General features: G+C 70.0%; 11 protein-coding genes and 1 pseudogene. 8 read left to right on the top strand and 4 right to left on the bottom strand.

The window, feature by feature from the left end; genetic code table 11:
• Positions 1 to 152: 152 nt before the first annotated feature.
• The 3 genes and pseudogenes from AMK31_RS42355 to AMK31_RS38125 form a co-directional block, all read right to left on the bottom strand.
• Positions 153 to 865: pseudogene (locus AMK31_RS42355) on the bottom strand (8-oxoguanine DNA glycosylase OGG fold protein).
• Between the two features lie 110 nt (positions 866 to 975).
• Positions 976 to 1,944: a PIN domain-containing protein gene (locus AMK31_RS38130; protein ID WP_079187119.1), complete on the bottom strand. Its 969-nt coding sequence runs from the start codon at positions 1,942 to 1,944 to the stop codon at positions 976 to 978.
• Positions 1,945 to 2,316: 372 nt separating this feature from the next.
• Positions 2,317 to 3,144, bottom strand: a complete 828-nt coding sequence (locus tag AMK31_RS38125) for an SDR family oxidoreductase (RefSeq protein WP_073945353.1) — start codon at positions 3,142 to 3,144, stop codon at positions 2,317 to 2,319.
• A gap of 517 nt (positions 3,145 to 3,661) precedes the next feature.
• On the opposite strand from AMK31_RS38125, the gene AMK31_RS41950 reads away from it, so the two are divergent.
• A complete protein-coding gene (locus AMK31_RS41950; protein WP_073945352.1) occupies positions 3,662 to 3,862 on the top strand; it encodes a hypothetical protein in 201 nt (66 codons plus the stop codon).
• Between the two features lie 242 nt (positions 3,863 to 4,104).
• Here AMK31_RS41950 and AMK31_RS38115 read toward each other — a convergent pair whose 3' ends face one another.
• A complete protein-coding gene (locus AMK31_RS38115; RefSeq protein WP_073945351.1) occupies positions 4,105 to 5,778 on the bottom strand; it encodes a hypothetical protein in 1,674 nt (557 codons plus the stop codon).
• A 519-nt stretch (positions 5,779 to 6,297) separates the two neighbouring features.
• Here AMK31_RS38115 and AMK31_RS38105 point away from each other — a divergent pair.
• The 7 genes from AMK31_RS38105 to AMK31_RS38080 all read left to right on the top strand — a co-directional run bounded on the left by AMK31_RS38105 (position 6,298) and on the right by AMK31_RS38080 (position 14,349).
• The gene (locus tag AMK31_RS38105; RefSeq protein WP_073945349.1) at positions 6,298 to 7,002 is read left to right on the top strand and encodes a hypothetical protein; all 705 of its coding nucleotides are present in this window, start codon (positions 6,298 to 6,300) and stop codon (positions 7,000 to 7,002) included.
• Positions 6,999 to 8,981, top strand: coding sequence for an ATP-binding protein (locus AMK31_RS38100; RefSeq protein ID WP_073945348.1), 1,983 nt, complete (start codon positions 6,999 to 7,001; stop codon positions 8,979 to 8,981). The genes AMK31_RS38105 and AMK31_RS38100 overlap by 4 nt, the downstream gene beginning before the upstream one ends.
• A 37-nt stretch (positions 8,982 to 9,018) precedes the next feature.
• Positions 9,019 to 11,094 (top strand): hypothetical protein, encoded by a 2,076-nt coding sequence (locus tag AMK31_RS38095; protein WP_073945347.1) that lies wholly within the window; start codon positions 9,019 to 9,021, stop codon positions 11,092 to 11,094.
• A gap of 136 nt (positions 11,095 to 11,230) precedes the next feature.
• The gene (locus AMK31_RS38090; protein ID WP_073945346.1) at positions 11,231 to 12,880 is read left to right on the top strand and encodes a hypothetical protein; all 1,650 of its coding nucleotides are present in this window, start codon (positions 11,231 to 11,233) and stop codon (positions 12,878 to 12,880) included.
• A 124-nt stretch (positions 12,881 to 13,004) separates the two neighbouring features.
• Positions 13,005 to 13,205: a hypothetical protein gene (locus tag AMK31_RS38085; protein ID WP_073945345.1), complete on the top strand. Its 201-nt coding sequence runs from the start codon at positions 13,005 to 13,007 to the stop codon at positions 13,203 to 13,205.
• Between the two features lie 200 nt (positions 13,206 to 13,405).
• On the top strand, positions 13,406 to 13,576 hold the full coding sequence (locus AMK31_RS40825) for a hypothetical protein (RefSeq protein ID WP_158074577.1): 171 nt from the start codon (positions 13,406 to 13,408) through the stop codon (positions 13,574 to 13,576).
• Positions 13,573 to 14,349 (top strand): hypothetical protein, encoded by a 777-nt coding sequence (locus AMK31_RS38080; protein ID WP_241842871.1) that lies wholly within the window; start codon positions 13,573 to 13,575, stop codon positions 14,347 to 14,349. The genes AMK31_RS40825 and AMK31_RS38080 overlap by 4 nt, the downstream gene beginning before the upstream one ends.
• Positions 14,350 to 14,378: the final 29 nt, after the last annotated feature.

The raw sequence follows: 14,378 nt of genomic DNA, 5'->3' as shown, positions 1-14,378 counted from the left end.
CACTGACACAGCACCGAAAGACGAAGGCCACCTACAGACACTGCCAACCAGGCACGCGGGTGGACCAGTTACTGGGTGGCCCTGCCGATGCCTTGCCCAGGCCCACCGAGCACGCCAGCAGCGCCCCTGCCCGCTCCCGGTTGCGGTGCCGCTTAGCCGGATGTCTCCCAGGCGGTGGTGAACAGCGCACATTCGAGGAGGTCGGGGGCCGCGCCGGACGGCCAGCTGTCATCTGCGGTCAGCTGGTCGGCGGCGGCGTGCATGAAGGAGAGGTAGACCCGGTAGCGGTGGGGCGACCAGTTCCCGTCCGACCACACCCAGGCAGCGATCGAGCCGTCCACGTCGTGGCCGCTGTCACGGCCGACGACAGCGGCCAGCTGCCGCAGACGCCTGGACAGCACGCGGTCGAGGATGAGCGGCCGCGGTCCGCGGGCGGGCGGGCGATACCGGTGAAGTAGAGGAACTTGGTGAAGAAGGCCGGCCCGAGCCGGGGAACCTGCCCCTGGAGCGCGGCGTACGCCTGTGGTGCACCGTGCACGCGCAGTGCGGTGACCGCGGTGGCCAGCGCCGAGTCCAGGCCGTCGAAGGCCAGGATCTTATGCAGGGTCGTCGGGCCGCTGCCGCCGGGAGTGCCGCGCTTTCCCTTGCCCCACACATACGTCGCGACCAGTGCCTCCCTGAACGCCTCGCGCCGCAGCGCGTCGGCGACGGCCGAGACCACCTCTGCCCGGCTGACCGCAGCGTCACCGCCTGCGGAGGTGGGCGCCAGCGCCTCTGGCCAGGGAGTAATCTGAGCCCACCGGCTGGGCCTATAGCGGATCGTGTGCGCGCCGGGTGTCCCGTCCGCGTAAACCGACGCATTCACCTCCCACCAGTGGCCCAGCGCTCGCACGACGGCGTCGGGCAGCAGGCGTGCGGCCAGCTCGCGGTCCACCGCGTCCGCACGCTCCTGGCGACCCTGCCGGTTTTGTTCGGTCACGAGTCGTTCCCTGCCTGACGTACCGCCGGCCGTGGCGAGGATGCGGCGAATTCCTTCGGTTCGGGCTGCTGCGGCACGCCCCCGCCCGGCACGAGCTCGGCGGCGGCCTGTTCCAGTTCCTGCCGGCGAAGTTCGCCACCCTCAATCAGGTACCTGTCGGGCAGGGGCCGCGCAGGCAGCCCCCAGACGCGGGCGCGGGTCCGTACGCCGATGTCGCGGCTGACGACGACCACCTCCGAGGGAGCGACGGCCTGGTACAGACGCAGTGCCGAGGCCACCAACTCGTCGTCCGGCACGGGAAGGCGGGCGTGCCCAGGCTCATCGGCCGCGATGAACACGGGCGTTCCGTCGTCCGTGATCGCCTTCTCGGGTCCTGCTTCCAGCACCGACTCCAGCAACCGGAACACGCCGCGCGCCCGCCGGGAGATCTTCTTGTCCCCCGTCTGGTAGCTCTTGGTGTCGATCTCGTCGACCACGACGTGCGGCACCATGATCGCGGTGCCCTTCCCGAACACCTTCTGCCAGGAGACCTTGTCGAACCGCGTGAAGTGCAGGGTGGTGTTCGTGTCCAGCACCGCGTACCGCACGGCACCGGCGTGCCCGTACCGCTCCTGCATGGCACGCACCCTGTTGGCCACGGATCTGAAGTACTCCCGGAGCTCGGCAAGTTCCACGTACATCATCAGCCGGGCCTCGTCCAACGGCGCGGTGAGGATAGCCCGGTAGCGGCCCGCACGGAGATGTCCCGCGATCTCCCGGTCGCTGAACCGCCGGTTGAGCTCCTCGGCGGCCTTCCAGGTCCACTCGTCGTACCGCTTGCGCACGGCCCGCATCTCGGCCTCGGCTTCCGCGCCCGTTCTCATCATGTGAGGGATCCGGTTGGAAACGTCGTTGAGGCTCCCGCCCACGAGATCGTTGTCCAGGAAATTAATGGCCTCGGTGCAGGTCGTTCCGGCTCTCAGCATGCCCTTGTTCTCTCCCCTCACGGGGCGGGGTTCGGGGCGCCCCGTCCCGGCCCATCCTGCCAGCGCTGCTTACGTCCGATGCGAGTTTCGCTTCCCCCGGCGGCCGTCCCGTTCCAGGAGGACGAGGAGTGGTATGAGGCGGCAGGGTTCATGGTCAGGCGATCTGGCATGCGGGCGAGACCGCCGGGGTGCGCCGCTGGAGGGGCGCCGAAACTGCCAGGACCACCTACCCGCACTTCATGGATGGTGAGATCCCCCAGCTGTGACAGGGCGGCGGGGCGGCCACGCCCGCGCGGACGCTCTTACCGCGGTCACCGTTGACTGGCGCCTGCCCCACGGCGCGACCGGCACGTGCAGTGTCGGGCTGGGGGGTCACGCTGGTGTGGTGCAGAACTGGTGGGCACCGCGCAGCGGGGTGCGGAGACTCCGCTGGGTGGCCCGGCTGTCGAGGCGTACGTCGAGGGCGCCGGGAAGCGTGCTGTGGGCCCGCAGGCCCGTAGGCAGCCGGGAGGCATCCAGGCCGTCACGCCTGGCGATGAGGATGCCGAGCTCGTGACGGCTCACAGGCTCGGACCCTGCGAGATGGTGGACGCCGGCCGCGTTGCTACACGCCAGTTCCAGGAGGGCGGCGGCCAGGTCGGCGACGTGCACCGGGCAGCGGATGTCGTCGGTGAACAGGACACCGTCGCGGGTACCGGCGGCCAGTTCATGCACGACGCGCTCATGCACGGAATCCCCATCGCCGATGATCAGCGACGTGCGGGCGACGACGGCCCGCGGATGCACGAGAAGGATCCCGGTCTCCGCTGCCGCCTTCGCCGCTCCGTACGGGGTGACGGGGTCAGGGAGGCACGACTCGTCGTAGTGGACTCGGGCGCCGGAGAACACCGCGTCGCTGGACACGTGGACCAGGCGGCTTCCGTACTTCGCCGCGGCCATCGCCAGTCGGACGGGCCCCTGAGCCGTTACCGCCCAGTCGGCGTTGCCGCTCGATGCGTTGACGACAATGTCCGCGCCGACTTCGGCCATGACGGCGTCCACGCGTCCTGGATCGCGCAGGTCAAGTGGGTACCACGTGGCGTGGGACGTGGTGCCGGGCCTGGTCGCGTAGGTCGCGGCTGTAGCGTGCCCGGCTATTGCCGCCTGCCGGATCAACTCGGTGCCCAGGAAGCCACTGCCGCCGATGACCAAGACCGTCATGACACGACACGGTAGACCGTCTCGGCCGGTATCGGACACGGCACCACAGAAGGGTGAGCCGGAGGCGAGACTGGAGAACGCTGGCTGTGGGCCTGGCGGTCGTCGGCCAATTGAGAGCGCTCACAAATCCGGGGCGAACTCTGCGGCGCCACCTCAGAGCAGTGCCCGTAGGCCCTCCCGCCAGGCCCCTGCCTGTTACCGGCAGGTTCTGCGCCCGGCGCGCGGGGATGGCACTGCGCGCGGGGAGCAGTCCGGCATCATGCTCGGGATGCTCGTGGCCGTCCATGACCGGCTCCGCCTCCGGGAGAGCGGCGCGGCCCTGTGGCTCACCTGACGTTCCCGGCCACGCCCGCCACCCCCGCCGGATCCAGCCCGTCACCGCCACACTGCCCGCTCGACCAGGGCGAAGCCCTGCAAGAGACCGCGCAGGAACTGTTCATCGACGTGATGAACAGTTCGGCCTCGACCCGCAGCTCTGAGCACCCCGACACCCGCCCCGAAGAGAGCAGACACCACCGTGTTCCAGGGCACCCCCATATACAGCCGCCTCATCGCCGAGCGCGGCGACGTCCCCGCCCAGGTACGCGGTGAAGCCGACCGCATACACCACCACCTGGCACGGACGATGCGCCTGCCCGCACCGCACGACCCACCCAGCCCGGGGCTTCCTCGCGCCGCTCCGCAACCGGGACCCGGCAGGCCGGCCGCCGTGCCGTGACGCTGGCAGGACGACCGTCGTGGTCTCGGCCGCCCTTGCTTACCGCGCGGCCGTCGTAGTCAAGGCGGGCCGCGTCGTGCTCGATGACGATCGCCGAGCCGGTGGCGTACCGCTGATCGCTTCGCCGCTGTGCCGAGCACGGCCGTGGTGGCCGTCTCTACGCACGACGCGCCCCCCAACGATCCGCGCTGCGACATCAGGAAGCGGGCCTGGCTCTACGACCGGATACGGCTTTGCGGCTGTCACCGGCCGCGCCATAGGCGGTGGAGATGCGCTGTGTCGGCATCGAGGACGTCGCGCAGGGCGTCAGGGTGGGTAGGAACGACCAGACCGAGGTTGGCGGCGGACTGCCGGTAGGCCGCCACGGCGTCGGGGTCGCCAGCCGCGAGCAGTGTGGACAGGGGTGGCTGGTCGGTCTCGGTGGTGCGGTCGACTAGGAGCAACACTCGCGCCTGATCGGGGGCAGTGAGCCGGGGCAGTGAGGAGCCCAGTTGGCGGCGGAGCGTATGCCACGAGGTGATGCCACCTTGCCGGGCGGTCCTGCGCAATGCCCCGCGGACGGCCCTCGCCACCGCTTCGAGCTCCTGCTGCGAGCGCTCTACGCGGTGAGGCGGTCGCGGGGCGGCCGGGAGTGGTACGGCATCTGCCTGCGGCCCCCGGGTACGGCTGCGCGACCGAGGCTCGCGGCCGTACGGTGCAGTCCGGTCCGCTGGAGAACCGGACCGTGCCGACGTTATCCAGCCCGTGCGTCCGGGCCGCGGCAAACGATGCTGGACGGAGTGGGCCTGCTTGATCAGTGCCTCCTCCTCCACGGACAGGTGGTGGCCCTGCCCGCGCAGAGTGATGGCCTGCTGCAGCACGGAGCGGATGTCCTCCACCCGCTGTTGAGCTATGGCATCCTGCAGGCGGGCGAACACCAGTTGCCGCACCTTGTCCTTCTGCTCCTGCCAACGCTGCGCCGCGCTCAGTGCCTTCTGGAGCCTGGCACGGGTGGCCGTGTCCTTGAGCCGGCCCAGCAGATGGTCGCCGTCAGTGCACAGCTCGCGGACTTCGGCCAGATTGTCGGCGCGCTGCGCGCTGCCCAGCCGGAGCACCAGGCGGTGTACCTCCCCCAGTCCTGCGTCCGAGGCCGCAGGACTGGCGGCTGCCGCCGCAGGGGCGGTACCTGCAGCCGTATCGCTCGTGCCCGGCGCCGCGGCTCCGGGGCGAGGCGAGTCGAACTGCTCCCAGCGGCGCCGCAGCTCGGCGACGACCGGCGTCACCAGCCCGTTCGGGGCCATCGTGCAGTCCTCGAGCGCGAACCACTCGGTTCCGCGGCCCAGTGCTTCGGTTCCGATCTGGATCCGGCGGCACGGGCCGTCGCTGTAGAACCGGACCCGGTTAACGTACCGGCGGCGGGCCAGCGTCTCGTACTCCACCCGCACCCCCGGCCCGAGGACCGTCTCGGTCCGCCCGGTGGGGTCCCAGCGCACCGGGACCTCGCCGTTGATGTGGACCCGCAACTGCATACCGCCGTCGACGTCGATGTCGACCACGGACCCGACCGGCGCGCCTTCGTGCCGGGCGAAGTGGAAGTGTGCACCGCGCCCCTGCTCCCGTAGCCATGCGGTGGTCGCGGCCTTGAGGTACAGGTGATCGGCGCTGCCCACACCCCCATGGGTGCGAGAGCACCCCGTCAACGCTCCGTCAGGGCCGGGGTAGTGCGCGAAGTGGCAGGCCCGGTCGGTGTACAGCTTCGTCGCTAACCGCCCGCCGCAGCCGCCCAGCAGCACCCCGCACCAGAACGTCGCCCCTCGGTACAGGTGCCGGAAGACGTCCAACTCGAACGCCTCCAGCGGTAACACCAGCGGCTCGTCGGAATCCCGGTGTCCCAGCACCGCCGTCTGGATTCGCCGTGTGTCCCGCTTCGCACCCATCCCCGGCCCTTTCTCATCGACATGCCCACGCCCTCTGCCGGTGTCGCCCCAAGCCTGGTGGGATGCTCGCACCCTTCACCGACAAAGGCGCCCTGTTCGGACGGCCCCGCACCGAACGTACGAACGCGGCTTCCGGCGCGGACAGAGCGATGCCTGCTGTGAGGCAATCCCGGCAAACGACCGCGCCGTCTACGCTGACGGCTTTGATCCAGCCCTGCATCTCCTCAGGCCGCAGCCCACCTGCGTACCCAGGTCCATGCCTGGGTACGCAGTTCGGCCGGAGGTAGATGCTCGGCCTGGTGACTGAGCATGGTGTAGGCGTGGACTCCAGCGAGCGCCGGTCCGGGGGAACGTCGCGGTCCGTATGCCGCCGCGACGCGGCGGTACGAGCGGTGCGCTGCGTATCGCGGGTGTTCCTGCCGTTTGGTGACCTGTGGGACTGCTCTGCAGCATCCGTGTACTTACATTCGCCTTGTCACTCCATGGTCAGGCCCGTGTGCGCCTGGTTACTCTGGCGCGATGGATCACGAGGGGGCGGAGCAGGGGCCGGGGGTGGCGGTGACCAGCCGGGAGCAGGACGCGGTGCGCCTGCTGCTGTTGATCGACGGGGCGTGTGAGCCGCTCACTGAGGCGGAGAAGGCAGTGCCCGGCCTGGAGCGGGCGGTGGGCGTGATGCGGACGCAGGTCAAGCTGCAGAAGCTGGACTTCTGGCTGCGTAATCCGGACTACCTGGCCAACGAGTTGCTGACGGCCTACGAGGACGAGCCTGAGGAAGCGCTGCTAGACCTCGCCGGCCGCATTCTGGACTCCGAGGAGCCGGAGGTGCGGCGCTATCCGATGCTGCGCCACCACTTCGGCGCCTACGAGTGGCTGGACGACGCCCTGGCGGTGCTGCGCAGCGCCGGGCTGCTGGTCCGCAAACGGCGGGGAACGGTCAACCGGGTGCGCCAGCACGACTACTTCCTGCTGGAGCACGGCCGTCACGTCGCCCGGGAGATCATCCGCCAGGAGCCGGACTTCGGCTACTACGTGCAGCGCGTCGAGGACGTCCTGCGGCTCGCGGGGGAGAAGAGCGGCAGCGAGCTGAAGAAGCAGCAGTACCTGACACGCGAGTACGCCGACACGCCGCGGGGGAGCCGGATCGGGTCGATCAGCGGGCAGGCGCGCGACCGGCTGGCGGCATTCCGGCAGCAACTACAGGTGCAGGGAGCGGGGGGAGCATGAGCACGGTGCAGGAAGAGACACTGCTGGAGACGCGCATCGCGGACAAGGCGGGCGTGAAGGTCGACGACGTCCGCGACGTGTTTGCCGCATACGGGTTACCGCTCGTCATCTCCCCAGCACGCCCGCGGTCGCTGCGGGTGCACCGCCTGCGGGTGGCCGGCGAACGCACCGGCGACGTCGAACCGGGCCCCTTCGACACCACCCTGTCCTTCTCCGAAGGCCTGACAGCGCTGGTCGCCTCGAATTTCAGGGGCAAGACGTCAGTGCTGGAACTGCTGACCTGGTGCCTGCGCGGCACGCCGCGCAGCGAGATGCAAAGCCGTGTCCGCAGCTGGCTGCACCACGTCGACCTGGACGCGACCGTCGCGGGTGAACCCATGGCGTTCCGCCTGAACCTCACCGACGGGGAGATCACTGCGGCCGTCGTCCTGACCGGCCCCGACCCGGCCGCACTGGCCGGCGCACGAGGCCCCGCCCCGGACCAGGGCATCACCGCCCTGCTGCGAGCCTCCAGCACCGACAGCTACGCGGAGCAGATCGCCGGCCTGATGCTGGGGCGGATGGATCTCCAGCCCCTGGTCAACAGCTTCAAGGAGACCAGCACCCAGACCCACGGGTGGCCCGCCTACTTCGGGGCGGTCTACCTGCCGGCTGGCGGTGACAAGGCACTGCTGGGCGAGGTCACCTCCAACGGACTGCCGGGCCGTCTGCTGCAGGTATTCCTGGACCTGCCCGCGGCCGCCGCCCTCACCCGCGTCAAGGCCGTGCACGACGTGCGCCTCGCCGAGGACAAGGCACGCCGCGCGGTGGCGGCCGCCGAAGCAGCCGAACGCGCATCCGAACGCGAACGCCTCGAAACCGAGTTCGCCCAGGCCCGCGACGCACTGGCACGCCTGCTGCCCGGGGACGGCGCGGACGCCTCCCTGACCGACCTGGCCCACGACGCGGTCCAGCTCGCCCGGGCACTGGCCGACGCGCAGGACGCGTGGGACGAAGCCATGCGCGTCTTCCGTCGCGCGCGCACCGAACGCCAGCAGGCCGCCAAGCTCCTCAACGACGTCACCGAAAGCGCCACCGCCCGCCTGCTCTTCCACGGCCTGAACCCCACCAGCTGCCCCCGCTGCGACCAGCAGATCGACGACGCGCGCCGCCAGCAGGAACGGCACGCCCACACCTGCGCGGTGTGCGCGCGCGAGGTGACCGGAGACGACGAAGACCCGCAGGAAATCAAGGCCGAGGCACAGCAAGGGCTGGAGACGAGTACCGCCGCCGAAGCAGCAGCCAAACAGGCTCTGGAACAGGCCGAGGCCACCGTTGATGGCCTGACACGTCGGCTGGAAGGCGCGCAGGAGCAGCTGCGGCGCGCTCAGTCCGCCGCCGACCTGCCTGCTCGCCTGGCCGCACAGGAGAACGTGCTGCGGTTGGAAGGCGCACTCAGCGTGTTCCGCGAGCCCGAGGAACCTGCCCTGGACGAAACCGAGGCCAAGGCCATCAAGGTCCTGGCTGCCGCCGCCGACCTGCTGGAAAAGGACAGCAAGACGGCCGCGGAGGCACTGTTCAAAGAGGTCAACGAGGAGACCGCCGACCTGGCGACCCTGTTCGGCGTTCCCTCCCTTCAGTCGGTGTCGATCGACCGCGGTGCCCGCCTAAAGATCTTCCCCCTCGGCAGCAAGCAGGAATGGTTCAAGGACCAGACCGCCGGCGCACGCCTGCGGCTGCGCATCGCGGTCGCTATCGCCCTGCTCAGGGTCGGTCGGGCAAACGGCGTATCCACCCACCCCGGCCTGCTGCTGATCGACAGCCCCAAGTCCGAGGAGATGCAGTCCGCCGACGCCCATAAGCTCTTCAAGGAACTGGCCACCGTCGCAGCCGAGAGCGACCTGCAGGTAGTCATCACCACCGCGGACTTCGACCTGGCCCGCGCAGCCCTGCCCGCCGACAGCATCCGGCAGGCCGAGCCCGGCGCTTCCCTATGGTGATACCGCACCCGAAAGCACGCAGGAAAGGACGGCTGCCGTGCCGCAACTCGCCAACCGGCTGACCGAACTGGCCGCAGACGGCCAGCCCATCACCTTCCCTGCCCTCGGCCTCGCCCCCGACACCGTCGCCAGCCAGGCCGGCGACGTGGCCGCCGGCCCCTTCGCCCCCTACCTCGCCGAAGCCGTCGCCGACGCCTACAACCGCAGCGACACCCAATGGCAGCCCGCGGCCACCGCACTCCCTGAAGGACTCGCCGCACAGCCCAGCGTCCTGCACCTCACCGCCGCCATGGACGCCCTCCTCCACAGCCCCGCGGCCGCCAAAGCACTGGGCAAGCCCCTGACCGCAGCCCTGCTGCACGGACTGCCCGACCGCATCGAGGCCGCACCACTCCTGGCCGCCGCCCGCCTCGAAGCCGCCGTACGCCTGGCGGTCGCCGAAGCGGTCACCCCCTTCAAACTGTGGCAGACGCTCGAGGACGTGCCGACCGACGGACCCGAAGACTTCCTCGAACGCCTGCCCCGCCTCCTCGGCCTCACCCTCGACCGCTGGGCCGACGAGGACACCTTCGCCGACACGGTACGCGCCCTGCTGCAGCAACTCACCCACGACGAAGCCACCGACGTGGACGCAATGTTCGAACTCGGCTGCGACCTGCTGCGCCGCGCCCTGTCCTCCCAGGACATCGGCACCGTCACCACCCACCTCGTCCAGGCCCGCCACCAGTTCGAGACCGCCGCCCAGGCCGAAGAAGCCCGCCACGACGCCCTCACCTACGCAGCGGTCTGCGACGCCATCCTCGCCTTCGGCCGGGCAGACGCAGCAGCCATCAACCACGCCGCCGACCAGATCGCCGACACCCTGGACCAGCGCCAGGCCTGGCTCCACCGCACCCACCAGCCCGAATGGCTCCAACCGCGCCGCTCGGCGGAAATCGCCTGGCACCACCTCGTCCTGCAATTACGCGCCGCGGCCACCACGCTCCAGGACGACGCCTGGATGGACGCCTGGCAAGCCCTCGACACCGTCCTCGCCGCCTACAGCGCCGCCCGCACCGTCTGCCCCCTGGCAGGCGACACCGGCCAGGGTCTGGCCCTGCTGGTCCAGCCCGCGATCGAAGACAGCTTCCTGCGCCAGCAGGCCTTCCTGGCGCAACTACGGCGCGCCACCCAGGAAACAGACCAGCACGGCGCCCGCAGCTTCGATGCCGCCACCGCCAGCACCCTGCTCACCGCGATCGAGACCGCAGCCCAGCGCGAGACGAGCTCCGCCAGCCCCACCGCCACCGATGACGGCAGCGATGACGACGACCCCGGCGGAGCAGCGCTTGCACGCCTGCAACGCCTGGCACCCACCCTGCTCCTCCAGCTCAAAGACCAAGCCCTGAGCATCGCCAGCACACTCGACGACCAGCAACTCCTCACACTGGAAGGCCTCGCCCACGACAGCGACGTCGCCCGCCTCAAAGCCACCGACCCGCTCATCGTGCCCAAACTCGACCAGCTCACGGCCGAGCTGTCCGCCCACCCCTCATTCACCGGAGAAGTCCGCCGGACCTTCTCCGTGCTGGTCGAGCAAACCCTCCTCTTCCTAAAAAGCCGCACCGACATCACCCGCACCAACCTCCTCGGCTCCACCAAGAAGGGCGAACCACCCCCCTTCGACTACCGGCGTAAACCCGAGGGAGACCGCAAGCCCGTCGAAGCCGACCTGCAACGTGACTTCCATCAGTGGCTCCAGAAAGGCCCCCTGCACAACGTCGTCCTCGTCGAACCCGACGACGTGGGCATGGGCCGCGCCGACGTAATGACCCACTTCGGCTCCCTGCGCTACCTCACCGAGATTAAGCAGGACGCCACCGACAACGATCCCCAGTACCTCGAAAGCCGCTACCTCACCCAGGCCGCCGAGTACAGCAACACCAACGCCCCCTTCGGACAACTCCTCGTCCTGGACCTCACCCCGAAGGACAAGACCCAAGGCAACCTGCGCGTCGACGAAGTCGCCTGGACCACCACCCACCAGCCGCGCGGGGCCACAACAGACCGGGCAGTCGTCGTCGGCATCGTCGCCGGCAACCGCACCACGCCCTCCGCCTACTCCCGCAAGTAAGCCAAGCATCCACCAGCTTGCGACCACTGCCCTTACCGCTCGACGAGGACTCCGCAGACGACATGCCAGTGGTCGATGCGACGATCACGCGGGCTCGTCGCTGGCATGAGACCTCTAGACAGCAAGGACCGACAAGGTGTCCGTCAACGCAGAGACCAACGTGCGCATCGCCCCCTGCGCCCTTGACGCCCTGCGCCGCATCACGGCCCGACGGGGCACCTCTCGGGACGAGACGGTCCGCCAACTGCTCGCCGAACACGTCACAGCACAAGAACAAAAGCACCCAGAAGACCGGCTCACCCACATCTCCACCGTGCTGCGCTACCCCCCGCCGCCGCGCTGGCGGGGCGACGCAAGGAAAGACGTGCCCCTACGTGTGCGGGCGCCGCACGGCCTGCTGGAGCGGGCCCGCGCGGTCTCGCTGCGGTTACCGGGCCAGCACCCGCGCGCCTACCGGGACTACCAGGGCCGCATGCTCACCGACGCAGTGACGACCGCCATCGCGGCAGCCGAGTCCTTCACGGACGACTTCCTCACCGGCCTGCTCCCCCTGCTGCGGCACGGCGCCGCCCTCGGTCTGTGGCGGCTGACGGTGGCCGCAACCAGTACCGGTCCCGAAAAGGCATGGCTGGTGGAAGCGGAGGCCGTGCGGGCCGACCTATACCTGTCTAACGCCCCCCTGACCCCCGACCAGGAGTACGCGCTCCGCGTCGCGGAAATCTTGGAGCGGGACGAGGCATGGCACGCAGCGGACCGCTTCCGCCAGGCAACCGGCCTTGCCCGTGACTACCTCACCGGCCACGATGCCAGGCACTGGGAGCAAGTCCTGTACGACCAGGCCGAGGCGTTCAACGAGGATTACCAGGACCTCCTGCAGGCCGACGACAGCGAGGAAAGGCGGTGGCGCAGGCGGCACGGAATCACGAGCTACGACTTCACTGGCCGGGGCGGTACCGCAGTCTGGCGCGCTCAGCGCCGGGCGAACCTTGAGTACTTCGAAGAGTGGCTGGTCAAGCGTACGAAAGGAGATCCGGCAGCCGGCGTGATGGAGTCGCCCGGCTGGCTGCTGCGCACACCGCCTACCTGGCTCGCCCACGCCCCCGCCCAAGCCGCCGGTCAACCGCCCGAGCCGTTTTCTGCCTGGGCGGCAAACGGCCGACTGCTGGCCTTCCCGTACCTGGGTCGGCAGGCCTTCTGGCCACTCCTGCCCACGCCGGGCTTGGGATGGCAGCCGGTGCCCGGCTTCGAACCCGTGGCCGCGGCGGCCGCCACGCTGCGCCCCGACCAAATCCTCGGCTTCATCGAAGCGCTCCTCATCGACTGGAACCACACCTTCGCCGAGGAGCCCTCCTTGCGGATCGCCCTGGACCTGCCCGCCGACAAGGCGCGCCGCTTCGACTTCATCACCGCCAAGGAACAGCACCGGATCATGGCCGAGGCCCGCGCCATCACTCTGGAGAACATGGACCGCTTCATCGACCGGGTCACCGACACGGGGGCCAGCGAGATCTACCTTCAGAGGCTGAAAGAGGCCCGCGGTAACGCCCGCGAGTTCCACCGCCTCACCCTGCAGTACAACAAGCACAAGAGGCCGACGTTCGGCGTGGGCCGGGCCACCTGGAGATGGCCCGGACGAACGGTTGCCGCTGAGCTCGTCACCGGAGCCCCGCCCGACCTCCTGCAGTGGCTGGCCGCCACGGCCCATCGGCACAGCACCCTGCTCCTGGAACAGGCGATGCAAGAGGCTTGGCAGTGCGCCTTCGACCAGTACGGCTTCCGCATGTGACACCCACCGATACACAAGCTGACCCCCTGTCCTGTGAGCTGGATGCAGGCCCGAAGACACAAGCCGGGCACGACATCCGCGCACCCTTCAAAGGGCGCCCACTTGAAATGGGGGAGACCTCGCAATGTCCCGACCGCTGATCTCGTTCCTGGCCGCCGGCGTCACCGGCATGGTCGTGGCGCTGACCGGCGCCCCGTGGTGGCTGGCTGCCACGGCCTTCGGCTGTCTCGCGCTGGGCCTGGGCGTCGTCGCCCTCCAGTCGGTCTTCCCCCAGGAGTCCGCGCACCGGCTCGCCTGGTGGCGCGACCGCCGCCGCCACCGGTAACGCCCAACGCGTCAACCAGGGCGCGCCCTTGCGCACGGCGGGGCCCCGATCGGTCCCGCCGTGCCCAGCAACGAACGAGCCCGCCGTTACCGCCCCACCCGGGAAGGGCTGCCCCGCGAGGTTCTTCCCGTCCATGCTCGGCCGGCATGGCCAGATAGAAGCGCCGCCCCACCCGGGGGCCAGCACAAAGGAGTCCGACCGTGAACAGAACGCGACAGCCCGGGCCGGATGCCGCTCACAGGATCCTGCTGTGGCTGATGGTGACTTCCGCCGCGGTGCTGGCCGCCCGGAGCCCGCAATGGACCAGCGCCCTCACCACAGCGACCGCCGTCTACGCCGTCGCCGGCCCGGACCGCGGGAGGCGTCCGTGACCCGCACCCCGCCCACCGCCGCGGAACTCGCCCTGGCCACCGAGGTCGACCGGCTGGGACTGACCGCCACCCCTCACCAGCTCGAACGCTGGCGCGCCAAGCGCTGGCTGGCCCCGACCGACCAGTGGACCGACCCCGCAACCAGCGCGCTGCGCCCCGACATCGTCCACCGGACCGCATGGCTCGCCGCCCTCTCCAGGCCAGGCCGCGGCATCAGCTGGATCGGCTGGACGTTCTGGGCCATCGACGACACCGAACAGACCGCCGCACTCCTGCGCCAGGCACTGATCCGGACCATCCAACTGCCTCTGCGCCAAGCAGGCATCACCCTCGCTCAGATCCCGCACGGAGACAGCGACGCTGCCTTCGAAACTCGCCAGAACCTCGCCGAGCGGCTGCTGCGGGGGCGGCGCGCCGTCGGACGGGACCTGGACGGCCTCCTGCGCGACCACGCCAGCGCCGCGGGCATCGCCCTGCCCGAACCCCGTACGGTGTCCAACCCCTTCGACGCCGCCCTGATCCGCGTCGGCGCCCGGCTGCTGGCCGGCGGCATGGCCGACGTCAGCCCCGAGGAACTCACCGAGGCCTGGCGCAGCGTGTGGACCGGCCCGCCCGAGCAGCTCGACCGGATCACCGCCGCCCACCTCGCCGCCGACGAAAACGGAACCGACCTACGCGCCCTGTCCCCGCTGGCGCACGGACTGCCCGAACTGGTCCGCGCCCTCGAGCAAGCAGACGCGCACCTGTGTGCGTTCTCATTCTTGTTGCGGTAGGGGGAATGCTCTGACCTGTGAGGCTGCAG

The sequence above is a fragment of the Streptomyces sp. TSRI0107 genome (genome assembly GCF_001905845.1).
Lineage (GTDB): Bacteria > Actinomycetota > Actinomycetes > Streptomycetales > Streptomycetaceae > Streptomyces.
Note: the sequence above shows the minus strand (reverse complement) of the source record. Positions and strands in the feature narration are given on the sequence as shown.